Genomic DNA, 21,472 nt, shown 5'->3' with positions numbered 1-21,472 from the left:
GTGGGCGCATGACCCTGACCGCGGATGCCGGAGCTGCTGACGCAGCTCCGCAGAGCCCACCGCGGACGACCGTGTACCGCCCGGCCGCGCCGGTCGATCTGCGCGCCACTGTGGGGATGCTCCGTCGCGGTCCAGGCGACCCGACCATGGTCCACGATGGCCCTGTCATCTGGCGCACGATGCGCACTCCCCTGGGGCCGGCGACAGTCGCTCTCCGAGTCCACGGCGACGAGATCAGGGCGACCGCGTGGGGCGCCGGAGCGGAGCACGCTCTCGACAGCGTGCCGTCGCTCTGCGGCGCCGACGACGACCCCTCCGGTTTCGACCCGTCCCCTCATCCGTTCATCGCCGAGGTGGCCCGCCGCACGCGCGGATTGCGCCTCGCCCGCACAGGTGTCGTCTTCGACGCTCTCGCGTGCGCCATCATCGAGCAGAAGGTCACCGGACTCGAGGCGTTCCGCGCCTGGCGTCTGCTCGTCACGAAGTTCGGCGAGCGCGCGCCGGGGCCGACGCCGCGACCGATGTACACCGCGCCCACGGCTGCGGAGTGGCGCCGCATCCCCTCCTGGGACTGGCACCGCGTCGCCGTGCAGCCACCGCAGTCGAAGACGATCGTACGAGTGGCCGAACGGGCCGACAGCGTCTCCCGAGCCCTCTTGGCCGCGCCCACCGGCGACGATCGCGACCGCGTGCTGACGAGTCTCCCCGGGGTCGGCCCGTGGACTTCTGCCGAGACACGCATCCGCGCGCTCGGCGACCCTGATGCGGTGAGCGTCGGCGACTACCACCTCGCCCACGAGGTCGGCTACGCGCTCACCGGTCACCGCACCGATGACGACGGGATGCTCGAGCTCCTCGAGCCGTGGGCCGGCCACCGGCAACGGGTGATCCGGCTCATCTTCGCAAGCGGAGTGAGCGAGCCCCGCCGCGGACCCCGCCTCTCCCCCGAAGACCACCGCGGTCGCTGACCCGCGCGTCAGACCAGGATCGCCTCTAGGCTGAGCGCATGTCCCGCACCGCGCTCCGCTTCTCCGTCACCGCCGGGCTCCTCATCCTGGGCGTCGTGATCGGCCTCATCTTCCAGAACGTCTGGCTCGGCATCCTCCTGGCCGCCATCGTCTGGCTCGGGTGGTTCATCGGCTACGAATCCCGTCGAGGGCGCAACGAAGGCGTCAACGACGAGGACCACGGCATCGAGCTCTGAGCGGCCTCAGTAATAGACGGCCAGAGGGCCGGAGGGTCCCTCGACCACCTGCACGTCGGTGTCGAACACCCGGGTGAGCACCTCACCGGTCATGATCTCGGCCGGAGTGCCGAACTCGACCACGGCGCCGTCTTTCATGGCGCAGATGTGATCGGCATAGTGCCCGGCGAAGTTGATGTCGTGCAGCACGATGACGATCGTGCGCCCGAGCTCCTCCGACGCACGCCGCAGGTGCTTCATCATCTGCACCGCGTGCTTCATGTCGAGGTTGTTGAGGGGCTCATCGAGGAGGACGAACTCGGTGTCCTGCGCGAGCACCATCGCGACGTAGGCGCGCTGCCGCTGCCCTCCCGAGAGCTCGTCGATGTAGCGCCCCTCGAGCTCCCCGAGGTCGAGGAAGTCGATCGCCTCGCTGATGACCTGCTCGTCTGCCCGATTCAACCTCCCCTGGGAGTGGGGGAAGCGGCCGAAGCCCACGAGCTGACGAACGGTCAGACGCGTGACGAAGTGGTTCTCCTGCCGGAGCACCGAGACGATCTTCGCCAGATCCTTCGACTTCGTCGTCGCGACGTCGTATCCCGCGATCTCAATCGCTCCGGCATCCATCCCTCCGAGGCGTCCGATCATCGTCAGCAGAGTGGACTTGCCCGCGCCGTTCGGGCCTATCAGCGCGGTGATGCCCCCGGCGGGGATCTCGAGATCGACGGGGCCGATCGCGACCTCGCTGCTGTAGTCGCGGCGCACGCCGTCGAGTGTGATCACAGTCGGCCCTTTCTGAGGATGACGATGAGGAAGACCGTGCCGCCCACCAGTTCGATCAGGATCGACACCATGCCCTGCGCATAGAAGAGGTTCTTCATGACGAAGTAGGCGCCGGCGAGGATCGTGAAGGCGGTGAGCACGGCCATAGGGAAGATCAGCCGATGATCGTGAGAATCTGCGAACTGATAGGCGAGCGTCGCGACGAGGAAGCCGAGGAACGTCATCGGGCCCACCAGCGCGGTCGAAGTCGCCATCAGGACGGCCACCAGGAAGAGCACGATATAGAGCTCGCGCTTGTGGTCGAGGCCGAGCGAGCGGGACACATCGGGGCCCAGCGCGAGGAGGTTCAGCCTCCGCGACCTCAGCCACAGCAGCGCGGATGCCGCAACGCACAGCGGAATCGCGAGCGGCAGGTACGACGCGTCGGCGTTGGAGACGTTGCCGAACAGCCGCGCCGCCAGAACGTCGAACTCACTGGGTGTGAGCAGTCGCTGCATGAAGGTCGAGATCGCGCCGAGCCCCCCGCCGATGATGATGCCGATGAGCAGCATGATCTGCAGGTTGCCGTAGCGGCCGGACAGCAGCCATCCGTACAGCGCCATCGCGAGCCCGACCATGATGACGACCTGCAGGCCGAACTGCCAGACCCCCTGGATCGCGACGAGCCCGGCGACGCCGAACAGGTACACGGTGGTGGTCTGCACGACCCGGTAGAGAGACTCGAACCCCATGATCGACGGGGTGATGATGCGGTTGTTCGTGACCGTCTGAAAGCTCACGGTCGCGATCGCCTGCGCCACGGCGACCACCGCCATCACGATCACGTTCGTCGTCCTGAGTTTCGCGATGCGCCAGAAGCCGGGCGAGCCCACGGGCATCGGGTTCTCCCACGCCAGCAGCGCGAAGGCGAAGACCGCGGCGAGCACGATGAGGATGCCGAGCACGATCGCGTACCGACGCCGTGCTCGAGGCGTCGTGAAGGATCCGGAGGTGCGGACGTGCGCCGCGAGAGCGCTAGCCACGACGGCGCTGCCTCAGCAGGAGCAGGATGAAGACGATCGCGCCGACGATTCCGAGGATCAACGACACCGGGACCTCGAAGGGCATGATGATGGTCCGACCGATGATGTCGCAGACGGTGACGATCGCGATGCCGAGCAGGCAGACCCACGGCAGGTTGCTTCGCAGGTCGTCGCCGCGGACCATCGAGACGATGTTGGGGACGATGAGTCCCAGGAACGGCAGGTTGCCCACGACCACCGTGACGACGCCGGTCGTGATCGCGATGAGCACGGTCCCGAGGAGGATCACCCGGTTGTAGTTCACACCGACGTTCGTGGCGATCTCCTCGCCCAGCCCGGCGATCGTCAGGCGGTCGGCCACGAGGAACACCACCACGCCGACGATCGCGACGATCCAGAGCATCTCGTACTGACCCCGCAGCACCGAGGTGAAGCTGCCAGCGAACCACACGCCGATCGCCTGCAGGGAGTCCGTCGCCAGCGCGAAGTAGGTGGAGACCGCTCCGACGACGGCGCCCAGCATGATTCCGACGATCGGGACGATGAGAGATGACTTCAGCGAAACTCGGCGCAGGAAGGCGAAGAACACCATGGTGCCGATGAAGGCCGCAATGATCGCGCCTGCCATCCTGAGCGGGATCGAGGGGTTCGGCACGAGCACCATGACCGTCAGCAGACCGAGCCCCGCCCATTCGGTGGTGCCGGTGGTCGTCGGCTCGACGAAGCGGTTCTGGGTCAGCAACTGCATCACGAGGCCTGCCATGGCCATCGCGGCACCGGCGAGGACGAGAGCGATCGTGCGCGGAACACGCGTGATCTGGAACATCTCGGCGCCGTCCGCAGCTCCGGCGATGTCATACACGCCCGTGAAGAGGGACACGACGAGAAGGGCGACGACGACGAGGACGCCGACGAGGAGTCTCACGTCGAAGAGCCGCCCGACGGTGCGGGGCGGCGCGGGAGAAGCTGTGCGGGTCATGATGGAACGCCGGATGGTGGCATCCGCCGTGGAGCGGATGCCGCCATGCAGCTGCTACTTCTGCGCGGCCTCGAGGGCGTCGGCGAGGTCGTTGAGGAACGTCGTGTAGGTCTGGATGCCCTCGTTCAGGTACGTGTCGGTGGGCATGTAGACGATCTGGTCGTCTGCGACGGCTGTGACGCCGGCGAGTGCCTCGGAGTTCTCGAGGATCTCCGATGCCTGCACGTAGTCGGGGGTCTCCGCGGCGAACACGGCGTCACGGTCGAGCACGAGGAGCCAGTCGGGGTTCGACGAGGCGATCGCCTCGACCGAGATGTCGTCTCCCTGGTGGTCGTCCGAGGCATCGTCGACCTCTAGTGCCGGGGTGAGCCCGAGGATGTCGTAGATCGGCCCGAGGGAGCGACCCACGGTCGGAGCGAGATAGCCGATCTCGCCGCCCGAGGTGTTCACGGCCATGACGGTGTCGGCGTCGTCGTAGGCGGCCTTCGCCCGCTCGACCGCCGCGTCGAAATCGTCCACCAGCGCCTGCGCCTCATCCTGCTTGCCGAAGATCTCGCCGAGCACGGTGACCTGCCGCTTGAGTTCCTCGTCGAAGGGCTCGCCCTCGCGGGGTTCCAGGTCGATGATCGTGGCATCGGGAACGAGCTCGGCGATCGCCTCGTTGTGCTGAGTGAAGCGCTGACCGCTGATGATCAGATCCGGCTCGACGGCGACGATCGCCTCGAGGTCGGGTTCGCTGTGCAGGCCGATGTCGACGATCGCGTCGTCCTCGAGGTACGACACAGTGTCGGGCATGAGCGAGACCGCGCCGGCGGAGAGCTCGACTCCCCAGTTCGACAGCGTCTGGAAGGTGCGGTTGTCGAGTGCGACCACCGACGTCGGCGGAGTCGCGATCTCATGCGTGCCCGTGTTGTCCTCGATCGTGACCGAGGATGCTGCCGCCTCTGTCTCCTCCGGTTCGGATTCGCCGCCGGAGGCGCACCCGGAGAGGGCGAGGAGGCCGACGAGACCGACGCTCGTGGCGCTGAGGATTCTGGGCATGGACATGGAGAGACTCCTGTTCTGCGGTATGGAAACGCGCACGAGTGGCGCAGGACGATTGACTTAGGCATGCCTAACCTCAACCTGAAAGATAGGTTAGCCTTACTTTATGAGCGATACGAAATCCGGCTTCTCCCTCGAGCGCCGAGGCCTCGACCTACGCTTCCGCACGGTGACTCTCAGTGCCAGAGAGTGGCTCGCCCCAGATTTCGTCCGTGTACGCCTGACCGGCGGCGATCTCGAGGGATTCGACTCCCCCGGATCCGACGACCACATGCGCCTGTTCTTCCCCACCGGCCCTGTGAGCTCGGTCGAGGAGATGCGGGCATCGCCGAGTCGCGAGTACACGCCCCTCGCCTGGGGCCCGGACTGGCTCGACGTCGAGTTCGCGGTGCACGGCGACGCCGGCATCGCTGCACCCCGGGCAGCCACCGCTCCCCTCGGCTCATCGATCGGCGTCGGCGGACCCCGCGGATCGATGGTGCTGACGGGCGCGCCCGGCTCCTGGCTTCTGGTCGGCGACGAGACCGCGATCCCCGCGATCCGGCGGTTCGCGGCGCTCATCACCACGGATGTCGACGCACGGATCGTGATCGAGACGGTCTCGACCGGGCGCGAGATCGACATCGAAGCGCCCGTCGACGTCGAATGGCTGCATCGGGGTGATGCTCCCTCGGGCTCGGCACTCATCGCGTTCCTCGACGGGCTGACGGCGGAGGATTCGATCGGCGACGACCCGTTCGTGTTCATCGCGGCCGAGCAGTCGATCGTCAGACCCGGGCGCGCACTGCTCGACCGGTGGGGCGTCGACACGGCGCGCGCCGTGGTGAAGGGCTATTGGAAGCGCGGCGAAGCCGAGTACCACGCGCCGCACTGAGTCCTCGGAGGCGCAGGAGGCCGGCCTGCGGGACTGGGCGCATGGCACTTGTCGATCACCTGGGCATCACCGTCGGCGACCTCGAGCAGGGGCGGGCGCAGTTCCACCCCGTGCTGACGGCGCTCGGGTACGAGTTCGGGAGCGAAGCCGAGGACGGGATCTCCTGGCATCACGGCGACGAGACCGAGATCATCATCTTCGCCCCACGCGGCGAAGACACAGGCCCGCACGTGCACGGACGCGCCGGATGGCAGCATCTCGCGTTCGCGGTCGACTCCCGCGGCGACGTCGACCGTCTGCACGCGGTCGCCGTCGCCGCAGGATGGACCGTGGTGCGCGAGCCCAAGATCTACGAACGGTTCAACGAGCACTACTACGCCTCGTTCGTCGAGGACGCGAGTGGCGTGCGCGTCGAGTTCATGCACAACCCGCCTCGCGCCTCCTGATGGTTCCCCTGCCGCATGCCTTCTGCACAAAAAGGCGCATACCGCGATTTCTCCCCGCGCCATGGGATGACGGTATACAGCGACGTCGATCTCGATGCGTCGTCTGGAACGATGCGAGGATGACACGGTGCACCACATGAACGACACTCAGATCTGGACGATGATCGGCTCGTTCACTGCGCTCATGCTCAGCACGATGACCGTTGTCTCGACGCTCTTCATCCGCGTCGTCCGGGCCGAGATCGGTGGACTCCGCGGGGAGATCGGTGGACTCCGCGGGGAGATGAATGCCCAGATCGGCGGTCTCCGCGGCGAGATGAACGCCCAGATCGGCGGACTCCGCAACGAGATGAACGCCCGCTTCGACACCGTGAACACTCGCATCGACGGACTCGGCCGCGACATGCAGGCCGTCGTCAAGCGCTCCTTCGGCCTCGACCGCGACTGACGTCAGACCACGGGGGCCGCGACCGCCTCGGCATCCGCCCGGTCCGTGAACGCCTCTTTCGGGACGAACACGAGGATCGCCGCCGCCACGAGCGCGGTGACACCGCAGACCACCCACACGGTGATGTACCCGGCGAAGGATCCGGCGGTGCCCTCGACCGCGCCGCTCACGCCGTTCAGCAGCGCGATCCCGAAGATGCACGAGGCGATCGCCCCGCCCACGGTCTTGACGGAGTTCGTCAGTCCTGTCGCGACCCCCGTCTGCGTGGCCGGAGCCGCCGACGCCGCGGCTGCCGGAAGCGCAGCGACGAGCGCCCCGGACCCGAGTCCGACGACGACCATGTTCGTGACGACCTGCAGGTACGAATCATGGAACGGAAGGAACAGCAGGAACCCGATGCCCACGAGCAGCGACGCGCCCATCAGGGTGACGCGCGGGGTGAGGAGTCGGGCGATCACCGGGAACAACAGGGCACCGGCGATCATCGCGATCAGATACAGGCCGATGATCAAGGAGGTCGCGAAGCCGGTGGTTCCGAGTCCGTAGCCGTACACGCCGGGGTCGGTGCGAGCGAAGGTCGACAGCGGTGCCTGGGCACCCAAGACGCTCACACCGAAAAGTCCGGCGGTCAGGAACACCGGGCCGAGCGCCGGGGAGCGGAACATGCGCACATCGATGAGCGGGTCGTCGCAGCGGAGCTCCCAGAGCACGAACGGGATCACGAGCAGGATGCCGAGTACCACGACTGCCCACGACCATGGGTTCACCAGTCCGCCCTCGAGACGCAGCAGGCTGAGTCCGCCGGTGAAGCAGATGAGCGCCATCGAGATCAGCACGACGCCGACCGTGTCGAACACGCCGCCGGTCGGGTCGGGAGACTCCTTCACCCCGAACAGGATCACGAAGAAGCAGACGACGATGAGCACGGCGGGGATGAGGAGCACGACCGTCAGCGGCAACGCATCGATGAGCGCGCCGCCGACGAGCGCACCGATGATCGCGCCGCCCTCGAGCGCAGCCACCAGAAGCCCCGCGGCCTTCGCCGTGATCGACGAGCGCCCCTCCATGCGACGGGAGCGCGACCAGATCAGGGCGATCTCGAGCGGCAGCCACACGACGTAGAACCCCATCAGCGTCCAGCCGATGAGGAAGACCGGGAAGGAGTCGGTGAACGGCAGGACGAGAGCTGCCGCCGCGGTCAGCGCGGTCGAGATCAACAGCATCCGCTTGTGGCCGACCATGTCGCCGAGCTTCGCGAATGCCGGCACGACGAGCGCCGAGAGCATGAGCTGCGTGCCCTCGAGCCAATTGACATCCGCGTCGTGGATGCCGAGGTGCCGCGCGATGTCGGTGAGCATGGGCGTGTAGTAGCCCTGCAGGACGCCGCTGGTGAATTCGACGAAGGCCAGGAAGCCCACGACGGTGGCGAGGGTTCCCAGAGTCCGACTGCGCGTCATCGCGGCTCCTCGAGAAGAAGGCTGATCCGAGCGTTCAGGCGCCCGGAGAAGGGTGAGATCACACTAGCCGCTCGAGGAGAGCCCGGTGGAACCGCTCCCCTCGCTCGAGGGCTGCGATCTCGACGTTCTCGTCCACGCCGTGGATCGACGCCCGCTGCGCGTTCGACATGTCGAGCGGTGCGAAGCGATAGACCGCGGGCGCGAAGCGGTGGAAATGGCGCGAATCCGTCGCCGCCATCATCACGTACGGCACGGCCGGAACGCCCGGGTGCGATACAGAGAGCGCGTCGGCCAGCAGCGCGAACTGGGCGTTGTCGGTCGCCGACTCGGGCGAGGGCTCGCTCGCCTCCTCGACCTTCACCACCACCAGCGGATCGCGGATGCGCCGACGAACCCGGAGCACGGCCTGCTGCGTCGTCTCGCCCAGGGCGATCCGCAGATTCACGGTCGCCGAGGCCTGAGAGGGCAGGACATTCGCCGCGGTCCCGCCTGACTGCATCGTGGGCGCCACCGTCGTGCGCACCAGGGCGGCCGGCTCACCGCCGAGCGCCGCGAAGAGCTGGCCGGTGAGGAACGGCGCGGATCCGAGCAGACGGAGAAGGTGCCGAGCCGGCCCCGGCGTCTGGGCGCCGAGCTGTGTCAGCATCCGCCCGATGGCTCTCGAGGGCCGAGGGCGGAACGTGGTCGGCCCGAGCCGGTCGACGGCCCGTGCCACTCGACGCACAGCGGTGAGCGCCGGGGGCGCCGAGGCATGACCGCCCTCGCCGCGCGCCGACAGAGTGAGCGTCATGACTCCCTTCTCCCCCACGCCGATCATGGCCGCGCGTCCGGGCACGAACGGCAGCGGAGCGTCGACCACCGCGCCTCCTTCATCGACGACCAGCCACGGGACGATACCGCGCTCGCGGAGCACCCGTGCGATCTCCTCCGCCGCGCGACCGTAGGTCTCCTCGTTTCCACCGAACGAGAGGTAGACGTCGCGGGCGGGGGCGAAACCGTCGGCGAGCAGGTTCTCGACCGCTTCGAGCACGACGATCAGCGGACCCTTGTCGTCGAGGGCTCCGCGTCCGTAGACGATGCCGTCGGCGATGACACCGGCGAACGGCGGATGCGTCCAGGCGTCGCTCTCATCGACCGGGACCACGTCGTAGTGCGCCATCAGCACGACGGGCTCCTCGGAGGAAAGTCCGGTGCCCGCCCAGTGGAAGAGCAGTCCGAAATCGGTGTGCCGCTCGAGCGTCAGCCTCTCGTGAACGAGCGGATAGAGGTCGGCGATCAGCGTGACGAAGTCGTCGAACGGCCCGGATCCACGCTGCTCGAGCTCGGCAGAGACTGTCGGCAACTGGATCATCTGCGCGAGGCGCTCGGCGATTCCTGGGCGAGGTTCGGTCACGTCGGCCATCGTATCGCCGGGCGTCCCTGTCTCCGTCTGCACTCCGGTCGCACTTCGTGCCGCCCGAATCCCTGTCCCGCGGCACGAACTGCGACCTGAGCGACGCGCCGTGTCCAGAGGAGCGCACGAGACGCGAGACAATCGAGGGATGAGTCTGTTCGCCCTGGCCCCCAAGCGCGGTCCGCGCTGGCACCTGGCGACGCAGGCGGCTCTCGGAATCGCCGTCCCGATCGCCGTCATGACCCTTCTCGGCGAACCGTCGCTCGGCTACATCGCGGCATCCGGAGCCTTCACCGTCCTGTTCGCCGGCACCGCGCCGGTCATCGACCGGGCGAGGATCCTGCCCTTCGTCGCCGCGGGCCTGATCGTCAGCGCAGCCCTCGGCGTCGTCCTCTCGGCGGACGCGTGGCTCGTGAGCATCGGCGTCGTCGTCGTGGCGATCGTCAGCGCGGCTCTGGCGTTCGGGTTCCGCCTCGGTCCTCCAGGGCCCCTGTTCTTCGTGCTGGTCTTCGGGCTCTCCGCCCACGTCATCGCCAGTTCGCCGATCGCACCGCTCGTCTACATCGCAGCGCTCGCGGCGGGTTGTCTGTTCTCCTATCTGGTCGCGATGGCGCCTCTGCTCCTCCCCCGCTCGCGCACGATCGCAGCGCGACCGCTGCGCGAGCTGCTGCCCGGCCCCGCCTTCACCGCCGATTCGCGCATGCTTCTCGTGCGGGTCGCCATCGTCGCCGTGATCGGTGTGCTGCTGGGCCTGGTGATCGACCCGACGCGGACGTACTGGATCGTCGGTTCCGCCGTCGCCGTGATCGGTGTCGCCGCCGCGCGTCGTGCCGCCGTGCAGCGCGGGCTGCACCGGATGCTCGGCACCGTCGTCGGCGCCGGCGTGTACGCGCTGCTCGCGCTGCTGCATCCGTCCGGGCTCTGGCTGGCGCTGCTGCTGGGTGCACTGCAGTTCACGATCGAGCTCGTCGTGGTGCGCCACTACGCCCTGGCGCTCGTCTTCATCACTCCGCTGGTCCTTCTGCTGACCGGCGCAGCGACCGGGGACATCGGTTCGATGGACGTCGCGTTCGAGCGCATCGTGGACACCGTCGTCGGGGCGGCCCTCGGCGCCGCATCCGGGCTGCTCCACCCGCGGGCCACCGCGACGACCGACTGACTCTCGACGCCGACCTGCGCGCAGGCCATACTCGCACCATGAGCCGCGCACCCGAGATCGACGAGTATCACCGCAGCCTCACTCCGGAGGACCGCGAGATCTGCGACCTTCTCGTCACCGAGATCGAACAGGGACTCCCCGAAGCTGCGGGCAAGGTGTGGCACGCGCATCCGGTCTGGTTCCTCGACGGCAATCCGATCGTCGGCTACCACCGGCTGAAGGATGCCGTGCGCCTGATGTTCTGGAGCGGCCAGTCGTTCGCGGGCGGTGGCCTCACCGCGTCCGGGACGTTCCAGGCGGCCGAGGCGAGGTATCTCGACGCCGGCGAGGTCGACACCACAGCCCTCGCCGGCTGGCTCGCCGAATCACGCCGGATCCAGTGGGACTACGAGCACATCCGCACGAACCGCGGTTTTGTGAAGCGCACCGATTTCTGACCAGGCGCGGGGAACACCCAGAGCACGCCGCCGGTTGCACCGGGAGGACGGAAAGGGAGCCCGATGGAACTGACGCTCGTGACATCCGCGTTCTGCGGAGCCTGCTCGCGCACCCGCTCGGTCGTGACCGATGCCGCACGATTCCTGCCGGATGCCACGATCACCGAGATCGATGTCGCGCACGAGCCAGACGCCGCCGAAGCGCTCGACATCCGCTTCACTCCGACCATCATCATCCGCGACGCGTCGGGCACCGAGGTGTTCCGCGCCGAAGGCGTGCCGACAGTGCCCCAGATGCTCACGGCGGCGGTGAAGGCTCTCCCGTCCTGAGCCGCCACGCACGCTCTTGCGAATGTCCGACCCCCGGCGAAGAATGACCTGCAGCGGGTCGGTGCCGACTCCGCATCACATGACTGGGGGCAGCACCATGGCGAATCTCAACCCGTATCTCTCGTTCCGCACCGAGGCGCGGCAGGCGATGGAGTTCTATCAGAGCGTGCTCGGCGGTGAGCTCGACATCAACGTCTTCGGCGAGTTCCCCGACATGGTCCAGAACCCCGACCAGAAGGACCTCGTGATGCACGCGCAGCTCACGACCTCCGACGGGCTCGTGATCATGGCGTCGGACACACCCGACGGAATCCCGTTCGAGCCGCCGCAGGGCTTCTCGGTGTCGCTCAGCGGCAACACCCAGGAGCGCACTCAAGCCGTCTGGGATGCACTGGCCGACGGCGCGGTCATCACGATGCCCCTCGACACCCCTCCGTGGGGTGGCACGTTCGGGATGCTCGTCGACCGTTTCGGCGTGCCGTGGATGCTGCACGGCGACCCGGAATGACCCTGCGCCTCGCAGTCTCTCGGCCCACTGCCGACCGGAATCCGACCCGGTGACGGCGAGACCCCTTCTGCCGTGATCGGCAGAAGGGGTCTCGGGCGGTCGCTGCTCGGGTCTCGGATCAGCGCTGCTCGGGTCTCGGATCCGCGCGGTTCAGCTCTCGAATCAGCGCAGCGCCTTGGCCTCGATGAAGGCTCGGAGCTCGTGCTCGTCGTCAGCCATCTCGGTCGTGCGCTGCGGGGCGTCGAGCATCGTGCGCAGCTCGGACGAATACTCGAGCTCGACGCCGATCGCCTCACGGATCGTCTCGGCGAACTTCTGCGGCTTCGCGGTCTCGAGCACGAGCATCGGCACGCCGGGCTCGAGGTACTCGCGGGCGACCTTGACGCCGTCCGCCGTGTGCGGATCGATGATGTCGCCCGAGGCGTCGTACACCGCCTTGATGGTCGCGAGCCGGTCGTCGTGGGTGGAGGTTCCGCTGACGATGCCGAACTCCTCGACGAAACGCTCGAGGTCTGCGGTGAAGTCGAAGTACCCCTGCGTGTCGAGTTCTTGCCACGCGGTCACGACGCGAGCGGCATCACGGCCGACGAGCTCGAAGATGAAGCGCTCGAGGTTCGACGCCTTCGAGATGTCCATCGACGGGCTCGACGTGGCGAGGGTCTGGGCTGCGCTGCGCGGACGGTAGACGCCGGTGCGGAAGAACTCGTCGAGAACGTTGTTCTCATTCGCTGCGAGCACCAGGCGACGGATCGGAAGACCCATCTGCTTCGCGAAGAAGCCGGAGAGGATGTTGCCGAAGTTGCCGGACGGAACCGTGAACGACACCTCGGTCCAGCCGCCGGCATCCGTCGCACGCAGCCACGCCCAGAAGTAGTAGACGACCTGCGCGGTGATGCGGGCGAGGTTGATCGAGTTGACCGCGCCGAGGTGCTGGGCGCGCTTGAAGTCCAGATCGCCCGCGAGCTTCTTGACGAGGTTCTGGCAGTCGTCGAAGACGCCGTCGACGACGATGTTGTGGATGTTCTCGTCATCGAGCGAGAACATCTGCGCCCGCTGGAACGCGCTCATGCGTCCCTTCGGGGACAGCATGAAGACCGAGATGCGGTCCTTGCCGCGGAGGGCATGCTCGGCCGCGGACCCGGTATCACCCGACGTCGCGCCGAGGATGTTCAGCACCGAGCCCTTGCGCTCGAGCGCATATTCGACGACCTGGCCGAGGAACTGCATCGCCATGTCCTTGAACGCCAGCGTCGGGCCCTCGGACAGACCCACGAGCGTGAGGTCGTCACCGATCGAGCGGAGCGGCACGACCTCTTCGGGGAACGGTTCGTAGGCAGCGGCAGTCATGCGCGCGAGATCCACCCGAGGGATGTCGGTGGCGAAGAGCGCCAGCACCTCCGTCGCCAGCTGCGGGTAGGTGAGTGCGCGCCAGCGCTCGAGCGTCTCGCCGTCGACCGTGGGCATGGTCTCGGGAACGGCCAGCCCGCCGTCGGGGGCGAGCCCTTCGAGCAGGGTCTCGCAGTACGGCAGCGGCTGCATGCCGCCTCGGGTGGAGATGTACTGCACGGGTGCTCCTCGGATCGGAATCGGCACGGGACTTCCATTGTCGCAGGTGGCCGGGAGGTGATTGCGCGAACGCCCAAAGCCCCGCGATCAGAACAGGGATGCGGGGAGCGCACCCTCGTGCTCGAGCAGCCAGCGCTTGGTCGCCAGCCCCTGTCCCGGGGCGCCGCCGGAGTATCCACCCAGCCCGTCGCCCGCGACGACGCGATGGCAGGGCACGATGATCGGCACCGGATTGGCGCCCATGATCGCGCCGATCCCTCTCGCGGGCACCTCGGTGCCGCTGCGCCGAGCGAGACCGCCGTAGGTCAGCGTCTCTCCGTGGCCGACGGTCTCGTAGAGCGCCGTCAGCACCGCACGACTGGTGTCGGTCTGCGTACCGAGGTCGACGGGCAGGTCGAACTCGCGCAGCGCTCCGTCGAAGTACGCGGTCAGCTGCGCGAGCGCTTCTGTGAGCAGCGCGTCCGGCTCGGCATCCGGCTCCGCATCCGTCTCCGCCGGTGGATCCGAGCGCCAGGTGACCCTCCGGATCGCCGTCCCGTCGCTGACGATGCCGATCTCGCCGATGGGCGAGAGCAGGGTTCCGAACGAGGGCATGGCGAGAGGCTACCGCGACTCGGGGCAGCGGCCTGGACCTAGCGCCTTTGAGGTGTGGAGGCAATGGTATTCCGCTTCCGGTTCTCACCTCTTAGCGTGGAGCCCATCAACAGAATCAGGAGCCCTCATGACTGCGAAGACCCATACCGCGCATGACCACCAGCCCGTAGAAGGCCAGGCTCCCGCGAAAGCGCAGGCGCCTGTCGAGCCCCTGTACGAACGCGTCGACCTCGACCGCTACGTCGTGCTCCAGGAAGGCCCCGTCGGCTACGTCGAACACGTGCATCCGGTGTTCGTCTGCTACGTCGGGCACCCGTATCAGCAGGCTGACGAGGTGGCTCAGGTGCACGACTTCCATGACGCGGTGACGACAGTCCTGCACCGCGCCGTCGCGACTCGGCGCGCTCTGTGAGCCACGACGTCTGGCCCGGTTCGCCGTACCCCCTCGGGGCGACCTTCGACGGACAGGGCACGAACTTCGCGCTGTTCAGCGAAGGAGCCGAGAAGGTCGAGCTGTGCCTCTTCGATGACGACGGCACCGAAGAGCGCGTACTCCTCGAAGAGGTCGACGCGTTCGTGTGGCACGGCTATCTGCCTTCGGTGCAGCCGGGCCAGCTCTACGGCTACCGCGTGCACGGCGCGTACGAGCCCGCGCTGGGTCAGCGGTTCAACCCGAACAAGCTCCTCCTCGACCCGTACGCCAAGTCGGTGGCCGGGCGCATCGACTGGGGCCAGCCCCTCTTCGGATACGACTTCGGCGATCCCGACTCGCGCAATGACGAGGACTCGGCCGCCACGATGGTCAAGGGCGTCGTCATCAACCCGTTCTTCGAGTGGGCCGGCGACCGCCTTCCGAAGACGCCGTACGCGCAGACCGTCATCTACGAAGCGCACGTCAAGGGCCTCACCGAACTGCACCCCGACGTCCCGGAGGAGCTGCGAGGTACGTATGCGGCGATCGCGCACCCGTCGGTCATCGAGCACCTCGTACATCTGGGGATCACCGCGATCGAGCTGATGCCGGTGCACCAGTTCGTGTACGACTCGACCCTGCTGGAGAAGGGCCTGACGAACTACTGGGGCTACAACACCCTGGGGTTCTTCGCGCCCCACAACGACTACTCGTCCAGCGGACAGCACGGTCAGCAGGTGCAGGAGTTCAAGGCGATGGTGCGCGCTCTGCATGCCGCGGGCATCGAGGTCATCCTCGACGTCGTCTACAACCACACCGCCGAGGGCAACCACATGGGCCCGATGCTGTCGATGCGAGGCATCGACAACGAGGCGTACTACCGCCTCGAAGAGGACCGTCGGTACTACACCGACTACACGGGCACCGGGAACAGCCTCAATGCCGGCAACCCGCACGCGCTGCAGCTGATCATGGACTCGCTGCGCTACTGGGTCACCGAGATGCACGTCGACGGCTTCCGCTTCGACCTCGCGTCGACTCTCGCGCGGGAGTTCTACGACGTCGATCGCCTCGCCGCGTTCTTCGAGCTCGTGCAGCAGGATCCGATCGTCTCTCAGGTGAAGCTCATCGCCGAGCCGTGGGATGTCGGCCCCGGCGGGTACCAGGTGGGCAACTTCCCTCCGCAGTGGACGGAGTGGAACGGCAAGTACCGCGACACCGTGCGCGACTTCTGGAGAGGAGAGCCGCAGGCTCTCGGCGAGTTCGCCTCGCGTCTGACGGGCTCCGCCGACCTCTACGAGCACTCCGGCAGACGCCCGGTGGCGTCCATCAACTTCGTCACGGCACACGACGGCTTCACGCTGCGAGACCTCGTCTCGTACAACGAGAAGCACAACGACGCGAATGGCGAGGACAACAACGACGGCGAATCCCACAACCGCTCGGAGAACAACGGAGTGGAGGGGCCGACCGACGACGAGGCCGTGAACCGCATCCGCGCCAGGCAGCAGCGCAACTTCCTGGCGACGCTGCTGCTGTCGCAGGGCGTGCCGATGATCGCGCACGGCGACGAACTCGGCCGCACCCAGGCCGGCAACAACAACGGCTACGCCCAGGACAACGAGCTGACCTGGGTCGACTGGGATGCCGCAGATCGCCCCCTCGTCGAGTTCACCGCTGCGGTCGCCAGACTCCGCCGCGCGCATCCGACCTTCCGCCGCAGCCGTTTCTTCGACGGGCGCCCGGTGCGCTCCGAAGACGGCGAGCGCGTGCCCGACGTGGTCTGGCTCCGCCCCGACGGCCGACGGATGCAACCGGAGGACTGGGACTCGGGCTTCGGCCTCGCGATCGGCATGTTCCTCAACGGTCAGGGCATCCGCGAGAAGGACCGCCGTGGCCGACCGGTCGCGGATCAGAACTTCCTGATCTATTTCCACAGCGGCGCGGAGGCGATCGACGCCGTGCTTCCCGACGACCGGCACGGACGCGCCTGGGAGGTGGCGATCGACACCGCCTCAGACAGGGCGGGCGGCACGCCACTCGACGCGGGAGCTCCCGTGACCCTCGAGGCCCACTCCCTGCTGGTGCTGCGCGAGGTCGACCAGACAGAGGTGCCGACGGACGACTCCGTCGAGGCCTCCCTGCGCATCCAGACCGAGCGCGCCGAGACGCCCTCGCCCGCACCGAGCCCGGAGCTGCCTCGATGACCCGACGCCCTCTCTCGACGTATCGACTGCAGATCAGGGCGGGCTTCACGCTCGACGACGCCGCGGCGGTCACGGCCTACCTGGCCGACCTCGGCGTCTCCTGGGCCTACCTGTCGCCACTGCTCGCGGCCGTGCCCGGATCCGACCACGGATACGACGTCGTCGACCATTCCCGGGTCGACGACGCCCGCGGTGGCCCCGAGGCGCTGGAGCGCTTCGCCGCCGCCGCACGCGCGGCGGACCTCGGCATCCTCGTCGACATCGTCCCGAACCATGTCGGGGTGGCGCTCCCCCGCGCCAATCCCTGGTGGTGGGACATGCTGCGGCTCGGTCGCGCCTCGCGGCACGCGGTGGCCTTCGACGTCGACAGGAGGGTGTCGGAGGGTCGGGTGCGACTCCCGATCCTGGGGTCTTCGCCCGCCGAGGTCCTCGCCGTAGGGGAGATCGTCATCGACACGACCCCTGCCGACGATGCTCCCGACGGGACTCTGAGCTACTTCGATCATGTGCTGCCGCTGGCTCCTGGAACCGGAGCTCTGGCAGAGGATCTTCCTGCTCTGCTCGACGCTCAGCACTACGAGCTGCGGTTCTGGGAGGACCAGAACACCGACCTCGACTATCGCCGCTTCTTCGCCGTCTCCGAGCTCGCGGGCATCCGCGTCGAGCTTCCGGACGTGTTCGACGAGTCGCACCGGGAGATCGCGCGGTGGATCACCGACGGACTCGCCGACGGACTGCGGGTGGACCACCCGGACGGGCTGGCACACCCCGGCGACTATCTGGAACGTCTCGCCGACGCGACCGGCGCCGCCTACACCCTGGTCGAGAAGATCCTCGAGCCCGGCGAGGAGCTGCCCTCCTGGTGGCGCACCGATGGCACGACCGGCTACGACGCGCTGGTCGAGATCGATCGGGTTCTGATCGACCAATCGGGCGTCGACGCACTCGACGCACTCGACGCCCGGTTGCGCGCCGAGACCGGTCTGCCGGTCGCGCAGCCGTGGCACGATCTGATCCTCACAACGAAGCGGAAGGTCGCCGACGAGATCCTGCAGTCCGAGATCCGCCGACTGGTGCGGGCGCTGCCGTTCGGCGTGGTCGGGGCAGAGGATGCTCTGACCGAGATCGTCGCGAGCTTCCCCGTCTACCGGGCGTATCTGCCGGCGGGACGCGAGCATCTGCAGCACGCGATCGATGACGCCGCCCGCCGACGGCCCGATCTCGCCGAGTCGATCGCCGAGCTCGCGCCGCTGCTCTTCGACACGACGCTCGAGGTGGCGGAGCGGTTCCCGCAGGTCACCGGAGCGGTGATGGCGAAGGGCGTGGAGGACACCGCGTTCTACCGGTTCACCCGGCTGGGCACGCTGACCGAGGTCGGTGGCGACCCGTCGATCGGGTCGATCTCGGTGGAGTCGTTCCACGATGCCCAGCGGTCGCGACTCGCCTCGTGGCCGCACTCGATGACCACGCTGTCGACGCACGACACGAAGCGCTCCGAAGACGTGCGTGCCCGGCTGTCGGTTCTCGCCGAGGTCCCCGAGCGCTGGTCCGAGACGCTGACGGAACTCCGCGCCGTCGCCTCGACCGGACACGGCCCCCTCGACGCGCTCCTGTGGCAGGCCGTCGTGGGAGCGTGGCCCGTCTCGACCGAGCGACTGACCGCCTACGGGCTGAAGGCCGCTCGCGAGGCCGCCGAGGGCACCGGATGGCAGCACCCGGACGCCGAGTTCGAGAAGGGCGTCACGGCGATCGCCGAGGCCGCCAACGGCTCCGCGCGAGACATCGTCGAACGGTTCGTGAACGAGATCGTCGCCCCCGGCCGCGTCAACTCGCTGTCCGCGAAGCTGCTCCAGCTCGCGGCGCCCGGCGTTCCCGACGTCTACCAGGGCACCGAGCTGTGGGACCACTCGCTCGTCGACCCCGACAACCGTCGACCGGTCGACTTCGCCGAGCGGTCCGCACTGCTCCGCCTCCTCGACGAGGACGCCGCCCGCGGCATCCTCCCTCCGATCGACGACTCCGGGCTCGCGAAGATGCTCGTCACCTCGAGGGCCCTGCGCCTGCGCCGCGACCATGCCGACCTCTTCCACGGTTATCGACCCGGTGCGGCCGCAGGGCAGGCCGCCGACCACGCGATCGCCTTCGATCGCGGCGGAGTGCTCGCCGTGGCCACCCGCCTGCCGGTCGGTCTGGCGCGTCGGGGCGGATGGGGAGACACCGTGCTGATGCGGCCCGACCTCGCCGCCGTCGATGTGCTGACGGGCCGACGCGTCGACGGCGGTCCTGTTCCGCTGGCGGAGCTGCTCGACACCTATCCGGTCGCGCTCCTGGTGGAGGAGCGATGATCTCGGTCTGGGCACCGCGCGCGAACACCGTGCGGCTGCGGCGCCTCACCCCCGCGTGCGTGCTGATCTCGGAGCACGACATGACGCCGACCTCGGCGGAACCGGGCTGGTGGAGCACCGACGTCCCGATGTCCGAGGGCGAGCGCTACGGCTTCCTGCTCGACGGGAGCGACGAGCTTCGGCCCGACCCCCGCTCGCGGCGACAGCCTCGCGGTGTGCACGGACCGTCCGCACTGTTCGACGCCGCACGTTTCGAATGGACCGACACGAGCTGGGCGGGTCGGGCGCTCGAAGGCGGAGTGATCTACGAGCTGCACGTGGGCACCTTCACCCCGGAGGGGACTCTCGACGCGCTGATCGGCCGCCTCGACCACCTCGTCGGGCTCGGGATCACGCACATCGAGCTGCTCCCGGTCAACGCGTTCAGCGGCACGTGGAACTGGGGCTACGACGGAGTGCTCTGGTACGCCGTGCACGAGGCCTACGGCGGCCCTGCCGGATATCAGCGTCTTGTGGATGCCGCCCATGCCCGCGGCCTCGCGGTGATCCAGGACGTGGTCTACAACCACCTGGGCCCGAGCGGCAACTACCTGCCCGAGTTCGGGCCGTACCTGCGCGACGGCGAGCACACCTCCTGGGGCGAATCGGTGAACCTCGACGAGCCCGCGGTGCGCGAGTACATCATCGAGAACGCCCTGATGTGGCTGCGCGACTTCCACGTCGACGGGCTGCGTCTCGACGCGGTGCACGCCCTCCACGACGAACGCACTCCGCATATCCTGCACGAGCTCGCCGAACGGGTCGACGCGCTCTCCGCCGAGCTCGAGCGACCGCTCAGCCTGATAGCGGAGTCCGACCTGAACGACCCGACGCTCATCCTGCCCCGCGAAGCTGGCGGATACGGGCTCACGGCGCAGTGGTCGGATGACTGGCATCACGCGGTCCATGTGGCCCTCATCGGTGAGACCGACGGCTACTACGCGGACTTCGCCGCACCGGATGCCGTCGCCAAAGTGTCGGAGGGCGGCTTCTTCCACGACGGCACGTACTCCTCTTTCCGCGGCCGCACTCACGGTGCTCCCCTGCCAGCGAACGTGCCCGCCTGGCGCCTCGTCACCTTCGCACAGGATCACGACCAGATCGGCAACCGGGCCGCCGGCGACCGTCTCGCGGCCTCGCTGTCGCCCGGGCGCTTGGCCGTCGCCGCGGTGCTCACGCTGACCGCCCCGGGAACGCCCATGCTGTTCATGGGCGAGGAATGGGCCGCATCGACACCTTGGCAGTTCTTCACCTCGCACAAGGAGCCGGAGCTCGCTCGAGCCACCGCCGAGGGACGCATCGCAGAGTTCGCGCGCATGGGCTGGGATCCGGCGCTGGTGCCCGATCCGCAGGATCCGGCGACGTTCGACCGCTCGCACCTCGACTGGAACGAGCTCGGCGACGGGCCGCATGCTCAGCTGCTCGACCTCTACCGCCGCCTGATCTCGCTGCGGCAGGAGCGCGACGAACTCACCGACCCCGACATGGCGCACACGACCGTCGAGGTGTCGCACCGGGAGGCACCCCCGGATGCCCGCGCGTACCGCATCGACCGCGGACACCTCTCGGTGCTCGTCAACCTGACGGCGGACGAGGTCGAGTTCGACCTGGAACCGGATGCCCGAGTGCTGCTGGAAACGGCACCCGGCCGGATCATGGCCCGCACGATCTTCGTTCTGCCGGAGTCGGCGGTGATCGTCGGTCCGCCCGACTGATCGGCATCACCCCGCGGCGAGCGCCTTCGTGAAGCAGAGCGAGAGGTCGCTCTGCACGTAGTGACCGTAGCGCGGGATCGGCGCGTACCCCTCACGCTCGTAGAAGCGCACCGCGTCCGGCTGCGCCGTGCCGGTCTCGAGCACCAGGCGTCGGAGGCCGAGTTCATCGGCCGCCCGCTCGAGAGCGCTGAGCAGCGCGGTGGCGGCTCCGGTTCCGCGCGCCTGCGGAGCGGCGTACATCCGCTTGATCTCCGCGACGCCGTCTCCCAGCACATCGTCATCGAGCACCCGCAGTCCACCGCACACGATCGCCTGTCCCTGCGCATCGCGCGCGATCAGGAAGACCGGCACGTCGTCGGCTGACGGTACGACGCCGGGTTCGTGATCGTCGCTGCCGTATCGAGCGTCGAGCTCGACCCGTTGCGCCGCGCGCAGCCGCTCGGCATCCGGGTGCGTCCAGGCCACGCGCTCGATCGTCACACTCGTCATCAGTCGTTCTCCCTCGATCCCGCATCCATCCGGCTCTGCGCC

The 21,472-nt window shown here is 68.1% G+C and carries 22 protein-coding genes; 13 read left to right on the top strand and 9 right to left on the bottom strand.

Annotated elements, in window-relative coordinates; genetic code table 11:
- The first annotated feature begins 8 nt into the window (after positions 1-8).
- Positions 9-968: a DNA-3-methyladenine glycosylase 2 family protein gene (locus RQG77_RS11825; RefSeq protein WP_311244896.1), complete on the top strand. Its 960-nt coding sequence runs from the start codon at positions 9-11 to the stop codon at positions 966-968.
- A gap of 38 nt (positions 969-1,006) precedes the next feature.
- Entirely contained in the window at positions 1,007-1,204 is a 198-nt protein-coding gene (locus tag RQG77_RS11820; protein ID WP_056309485.1) for a hypothetical protein, read from the top strand.
- A 6-nt stretch (positions 1,205-1,210) separates the two neighbouring features.
- On the opposite strand, the gene RQG77_RS11815 is transcribed toward RQG77_RS11820, so the two are convergent.
- From RQG77_RS11815 to RQG77_RS11800, 4 genes are read right to left on the bottom strand one after another with little or no spacing between them, the layout of a single operon-like run.
- A complete protein-coding gene (locus tag RQG77_RS11815; RefSeq protein ID WP_311244895.1) occupies positions 1,211-1,966 on the bottom strand; it encodes an ATP-binding cassette domain-containing protein in 756 nt (251 codons plus the stop codon).
- The gene (locus RQG77_RS11810) at positions 1,963-2,988 is read right to left on the bottom strand and encodes an iron chelate uptake ABC transporter family permease subunit (protein WP_311244894.1); all 1,026 of its coding nucleotides are present in this window, start codon (positions 2,986-2,988) and stop codon (positions 1,963-1,965) included. The genes RQG77_RS11815 and RQG77_RS11810 overlap by 4 nt, the downstream gene beginning before the upstream one ends.
- Complete coding sequence (locus tag RQG77_RS11805; protein WP_311244893.1) at positions 2,981-3,967, bottom strand: iron chelate uptake ABC transporter family permease subunit; 987 nt, start codon at positions 3,965-3,967, stop codon at positions 2,981-2,983. Before RQG77_RS11805 ends, RQG77_RS11810 begins: the two co-directional genes overlap by 8 nt.
- A 54-nt stretch (positions 3,968-4,021) precedes the next feature.
- Positions 4,022-5,014 (bottom strand): ABC transporter substrate-binding protein, encoded by a 993-nt coding sequence (locus tag RQG77_RS11800; RefSeq protein WP_311244892.1) that lies wholly within the window; start codon positions 5,012-5,014, stop codon positions 4,022-4,024.
- Positions 5,015-5,117: 103 nt separating this feature from the next.
- Here RQG77_RS11800 and RQG77_RS11795 point away from each other — a divergent pair, with 103 nt between their 5' ends.
- From RQG77_RS11795 to RQG77_RS11785, 3 genes are all read left to right on the top strand, one after another.
- Complete coding sequence (locus RQG77_RS11795; protein WP_311244891.1) at positions 5,118-5,885, top strand: siderophore-interacting protein; 768 nt, start codon at positions 5,118-5,120, stop codon at positions 5,883-5,885.
- A gap of 41 nt (positions 5,886-5,926) precedes the next feature.
- Positions 5,927-6,331 (top strand): VOC family protein, encoded by a 405-nt coding sequence (locus RQG77_RS11790; RefSeq protein WP_311244890.1) that lies wholly within the window; start codon positions 5,927-5,929, stop codon positions 6,329-6,331.
- A gap of 136 nt (positions 6,332-6,467) precedes the next feature.
- Positions 6,468-6,779, top strand: a complete 312-nt coding sequence (locus RQG77_RS11785; RefSeq protein ID WP_311244889.1) for a hypothetical protein — start codon at positions 6,468-6,470, stop codon at positions 6,777-6,779.
- 2 nt (positions 6,780-6,781) lie between these two features.
- Here RQG77_RS11785 and RQG77_RS11780 read toward each other — a convergent pair whose 3' ends face one another.
- Both RQG77_RS11780 and RQG77_RS11775 read right to left on the bottom strand, forming a co-directional pair.
- Entirely contained in the window at positions 6,782-8,236 is a 1,455-nt protein-coding gene (locus tag RQG77_RS11780; protein ID WP_311244888.1) for an MFS transporter, read from the bottom strand.
- 58 nt (positions 8,237-8,294) lie between these two features.
- A complete protein-coding gene (locus RQG77_RS11775; RefSeq protein WP_311244887.1) occupies positions 8,295-9,638 on the bottom strand; it encodes a M20/M25/M40 family metallo-hydrolase in 1,344 nt (447 codons plus the stop codon).
- A 139-nt stretch (positions 9,639-9,777) separates the two neighbouring features.
- On the opposite strand from RQG77_RS11775, the gene RQG77_RS11770 reads away from it, so the two are divergent.
- The 4 genes from RQG77_RS11770 to RQG77_RS11755 all read left to right on the top strand — a co-directional run bounded on the left by RQG77_RS11770 (position 9,778) and on the right by RQG77_RS11755 (position 12,063).
- Positions 9,778-10,788 (top strand): FUSC family protein, encoded by a 1,011-nt coding sequence (locus RQG77_RS11770; RefSeq protein ID WP_311244886.1) that lies wholly within the window; start codon positions 9,778-9,780, stop codon positions 10,786-10,788.
- A gap of 38 nt (positions 10,789-10,826) precedes the next feature.
- Positions 10,827-11,225 (top strand): hypothetical protein, encoded by a 399-nt coding sequence (locus RQG77_RS11765; protein ID WP_311244885.1) that lies wholly within the window; start codon positions 10,827-10,829, stop codon positions 11,223-11,225.
- Between the two features lie 63 nt (positions 11,226-11,288).
- Positions 11,289-11,555 carry a thioredoxin family protein gene (locus RQG77_RS11760; RefSeq protein ID WP_311244884.1) on the top strand — a complete coding sequence of 89 codons (267 nt, stop codon included), beginning with the start codon at positions 11,289-11,291 and terminating at the stop codon, positions 11,553-11,555.
- A 79-nt stretch (positions 11,556-11,634) separates the two neighbouring features.
- A complete protein-coding gene (locus RQG77_RS11755; RefSeq protein WP_311244883.1) occupies positions 11,635-12,063 on the top strand; it encodes a VOC family protein in 429 nt (142 codons plus the stop codon).
- Between the two features lie 162 nt (positions 12,064-12,225).
- Here RQG77_RS11755 and thrC read toward each other — a convergent pair whose 3' ends face one another.
- Entirely contained in the window at positions 12,226-13,629 is a 1,404-nt protein-coding gene (gene thrC / locus RQG77_RS11750; RefSeq protein WP_056516302.1) for a threonine synthase, read from the bottom strand.
- An 87-nt stretch (positions 13,630-13,716) separates the two neighbouring features.
- Complete coding sequence (locus RQG77_RS11745; RefSeq protein WP_311244882.1) at positions 13,717-14,223, bottom strand: methylated-DNA--[protein]-cysteine S-methyltransferase; 507 nt, start codon at positions 14,221-14,223, stop codon at positions 13,717-13,719.
- 127 nt (positions 14,224-14,350) lie between these two features.
- On the opposite strand from RQG77_RS11745, the gene RQG77_RS11740 reads away from it, so the two are divergent.
- From RQG77_RS11740 to treZ, 4 genes are read left to right on the top strand one after another with little or no spacing between them, the layout of a single operon-like run.
- Positions 14,351-14,635: a hypothetical protein gene (locus RQG77_RS11740; protein WP_259160348.1), complete on the top strand. Its 285-nt coding sequence runs from the start codon at positions 14,351-14,353 to the stop codon at positions 14,633-14,635.
- Positions 14,632-16,842, top strand: coding sequence for a glycogen debranching protein GlgX (glgX, locus tag RQG77_RS11735; RefSeq protein ID WP_311244881.1), 2,211 nt, complete (start codon positions 14,632-14,634; stop codon positions 16,840-16,842). Before RQG77_RS11740 ends, glgX begins: the two co-directional genes overlap by 4 nt.
- Positions 16,839-19,187: a malto-oligosyltrehalose synthase gene (treY, locus tag RQG77_RS11730; protein ID WP_311244880.1), complete on the top strand. Its 2,349-nt coding sequence runs from the start codon at positions 16,839-16,841 to the stop codon at positions 19,185-19,187. Before glgX ends, treY begins: the two co-directional genes overlap by 4 nt.
- Positions 19,184-20,941, top strand: a complete 1,758-nt coding sequence (gene treZ, locus RQG77_RS11725) for a malto-oligosyltrehalose trehalohydrolase (protein WP_311244879.1) — start codon at positions 19,184-19,186, stop codon at positions 20,939-20,941. The genes treY and treZ overlap by 4 nt, the downstream gene beginning before the upstream one ends.
- Before the next feature lie 6 nt (positions 20,942-20,947).
- Here the strand turns inward: treZ and RQG77_RS11720 are convergent, their stop codons facing one another.
- On the bottom strand, positions 20,948-21,430 hold the full coding sequence (locus tag RQG77_RS11720) for a GNAT family N-acetyltransferase (RefSeq protein ID WP_311244878.1): 483 nt from the start codon (positions 21,428-21,430) through the stop codon (positions 20,948-20,950).
- Between the last annotated feature and the right edge of the window lie 42 nt (positions 21,431-21,472).

The sequence above is a fragment of the Microbacterium sp. WCS2018Hpa-23 genome (assembly GCF_031843845.1).
Taxonomy (GTDB): Bacteria; Actinomycetota; Actinomycetes; order Actinomycetales; family Microbacteriaceae; genus Microbacterium.
Note: the sequence above shows the minus strand (reverse complement) of the source record. Positions and strands in the feature narration are given on the sequence as shown.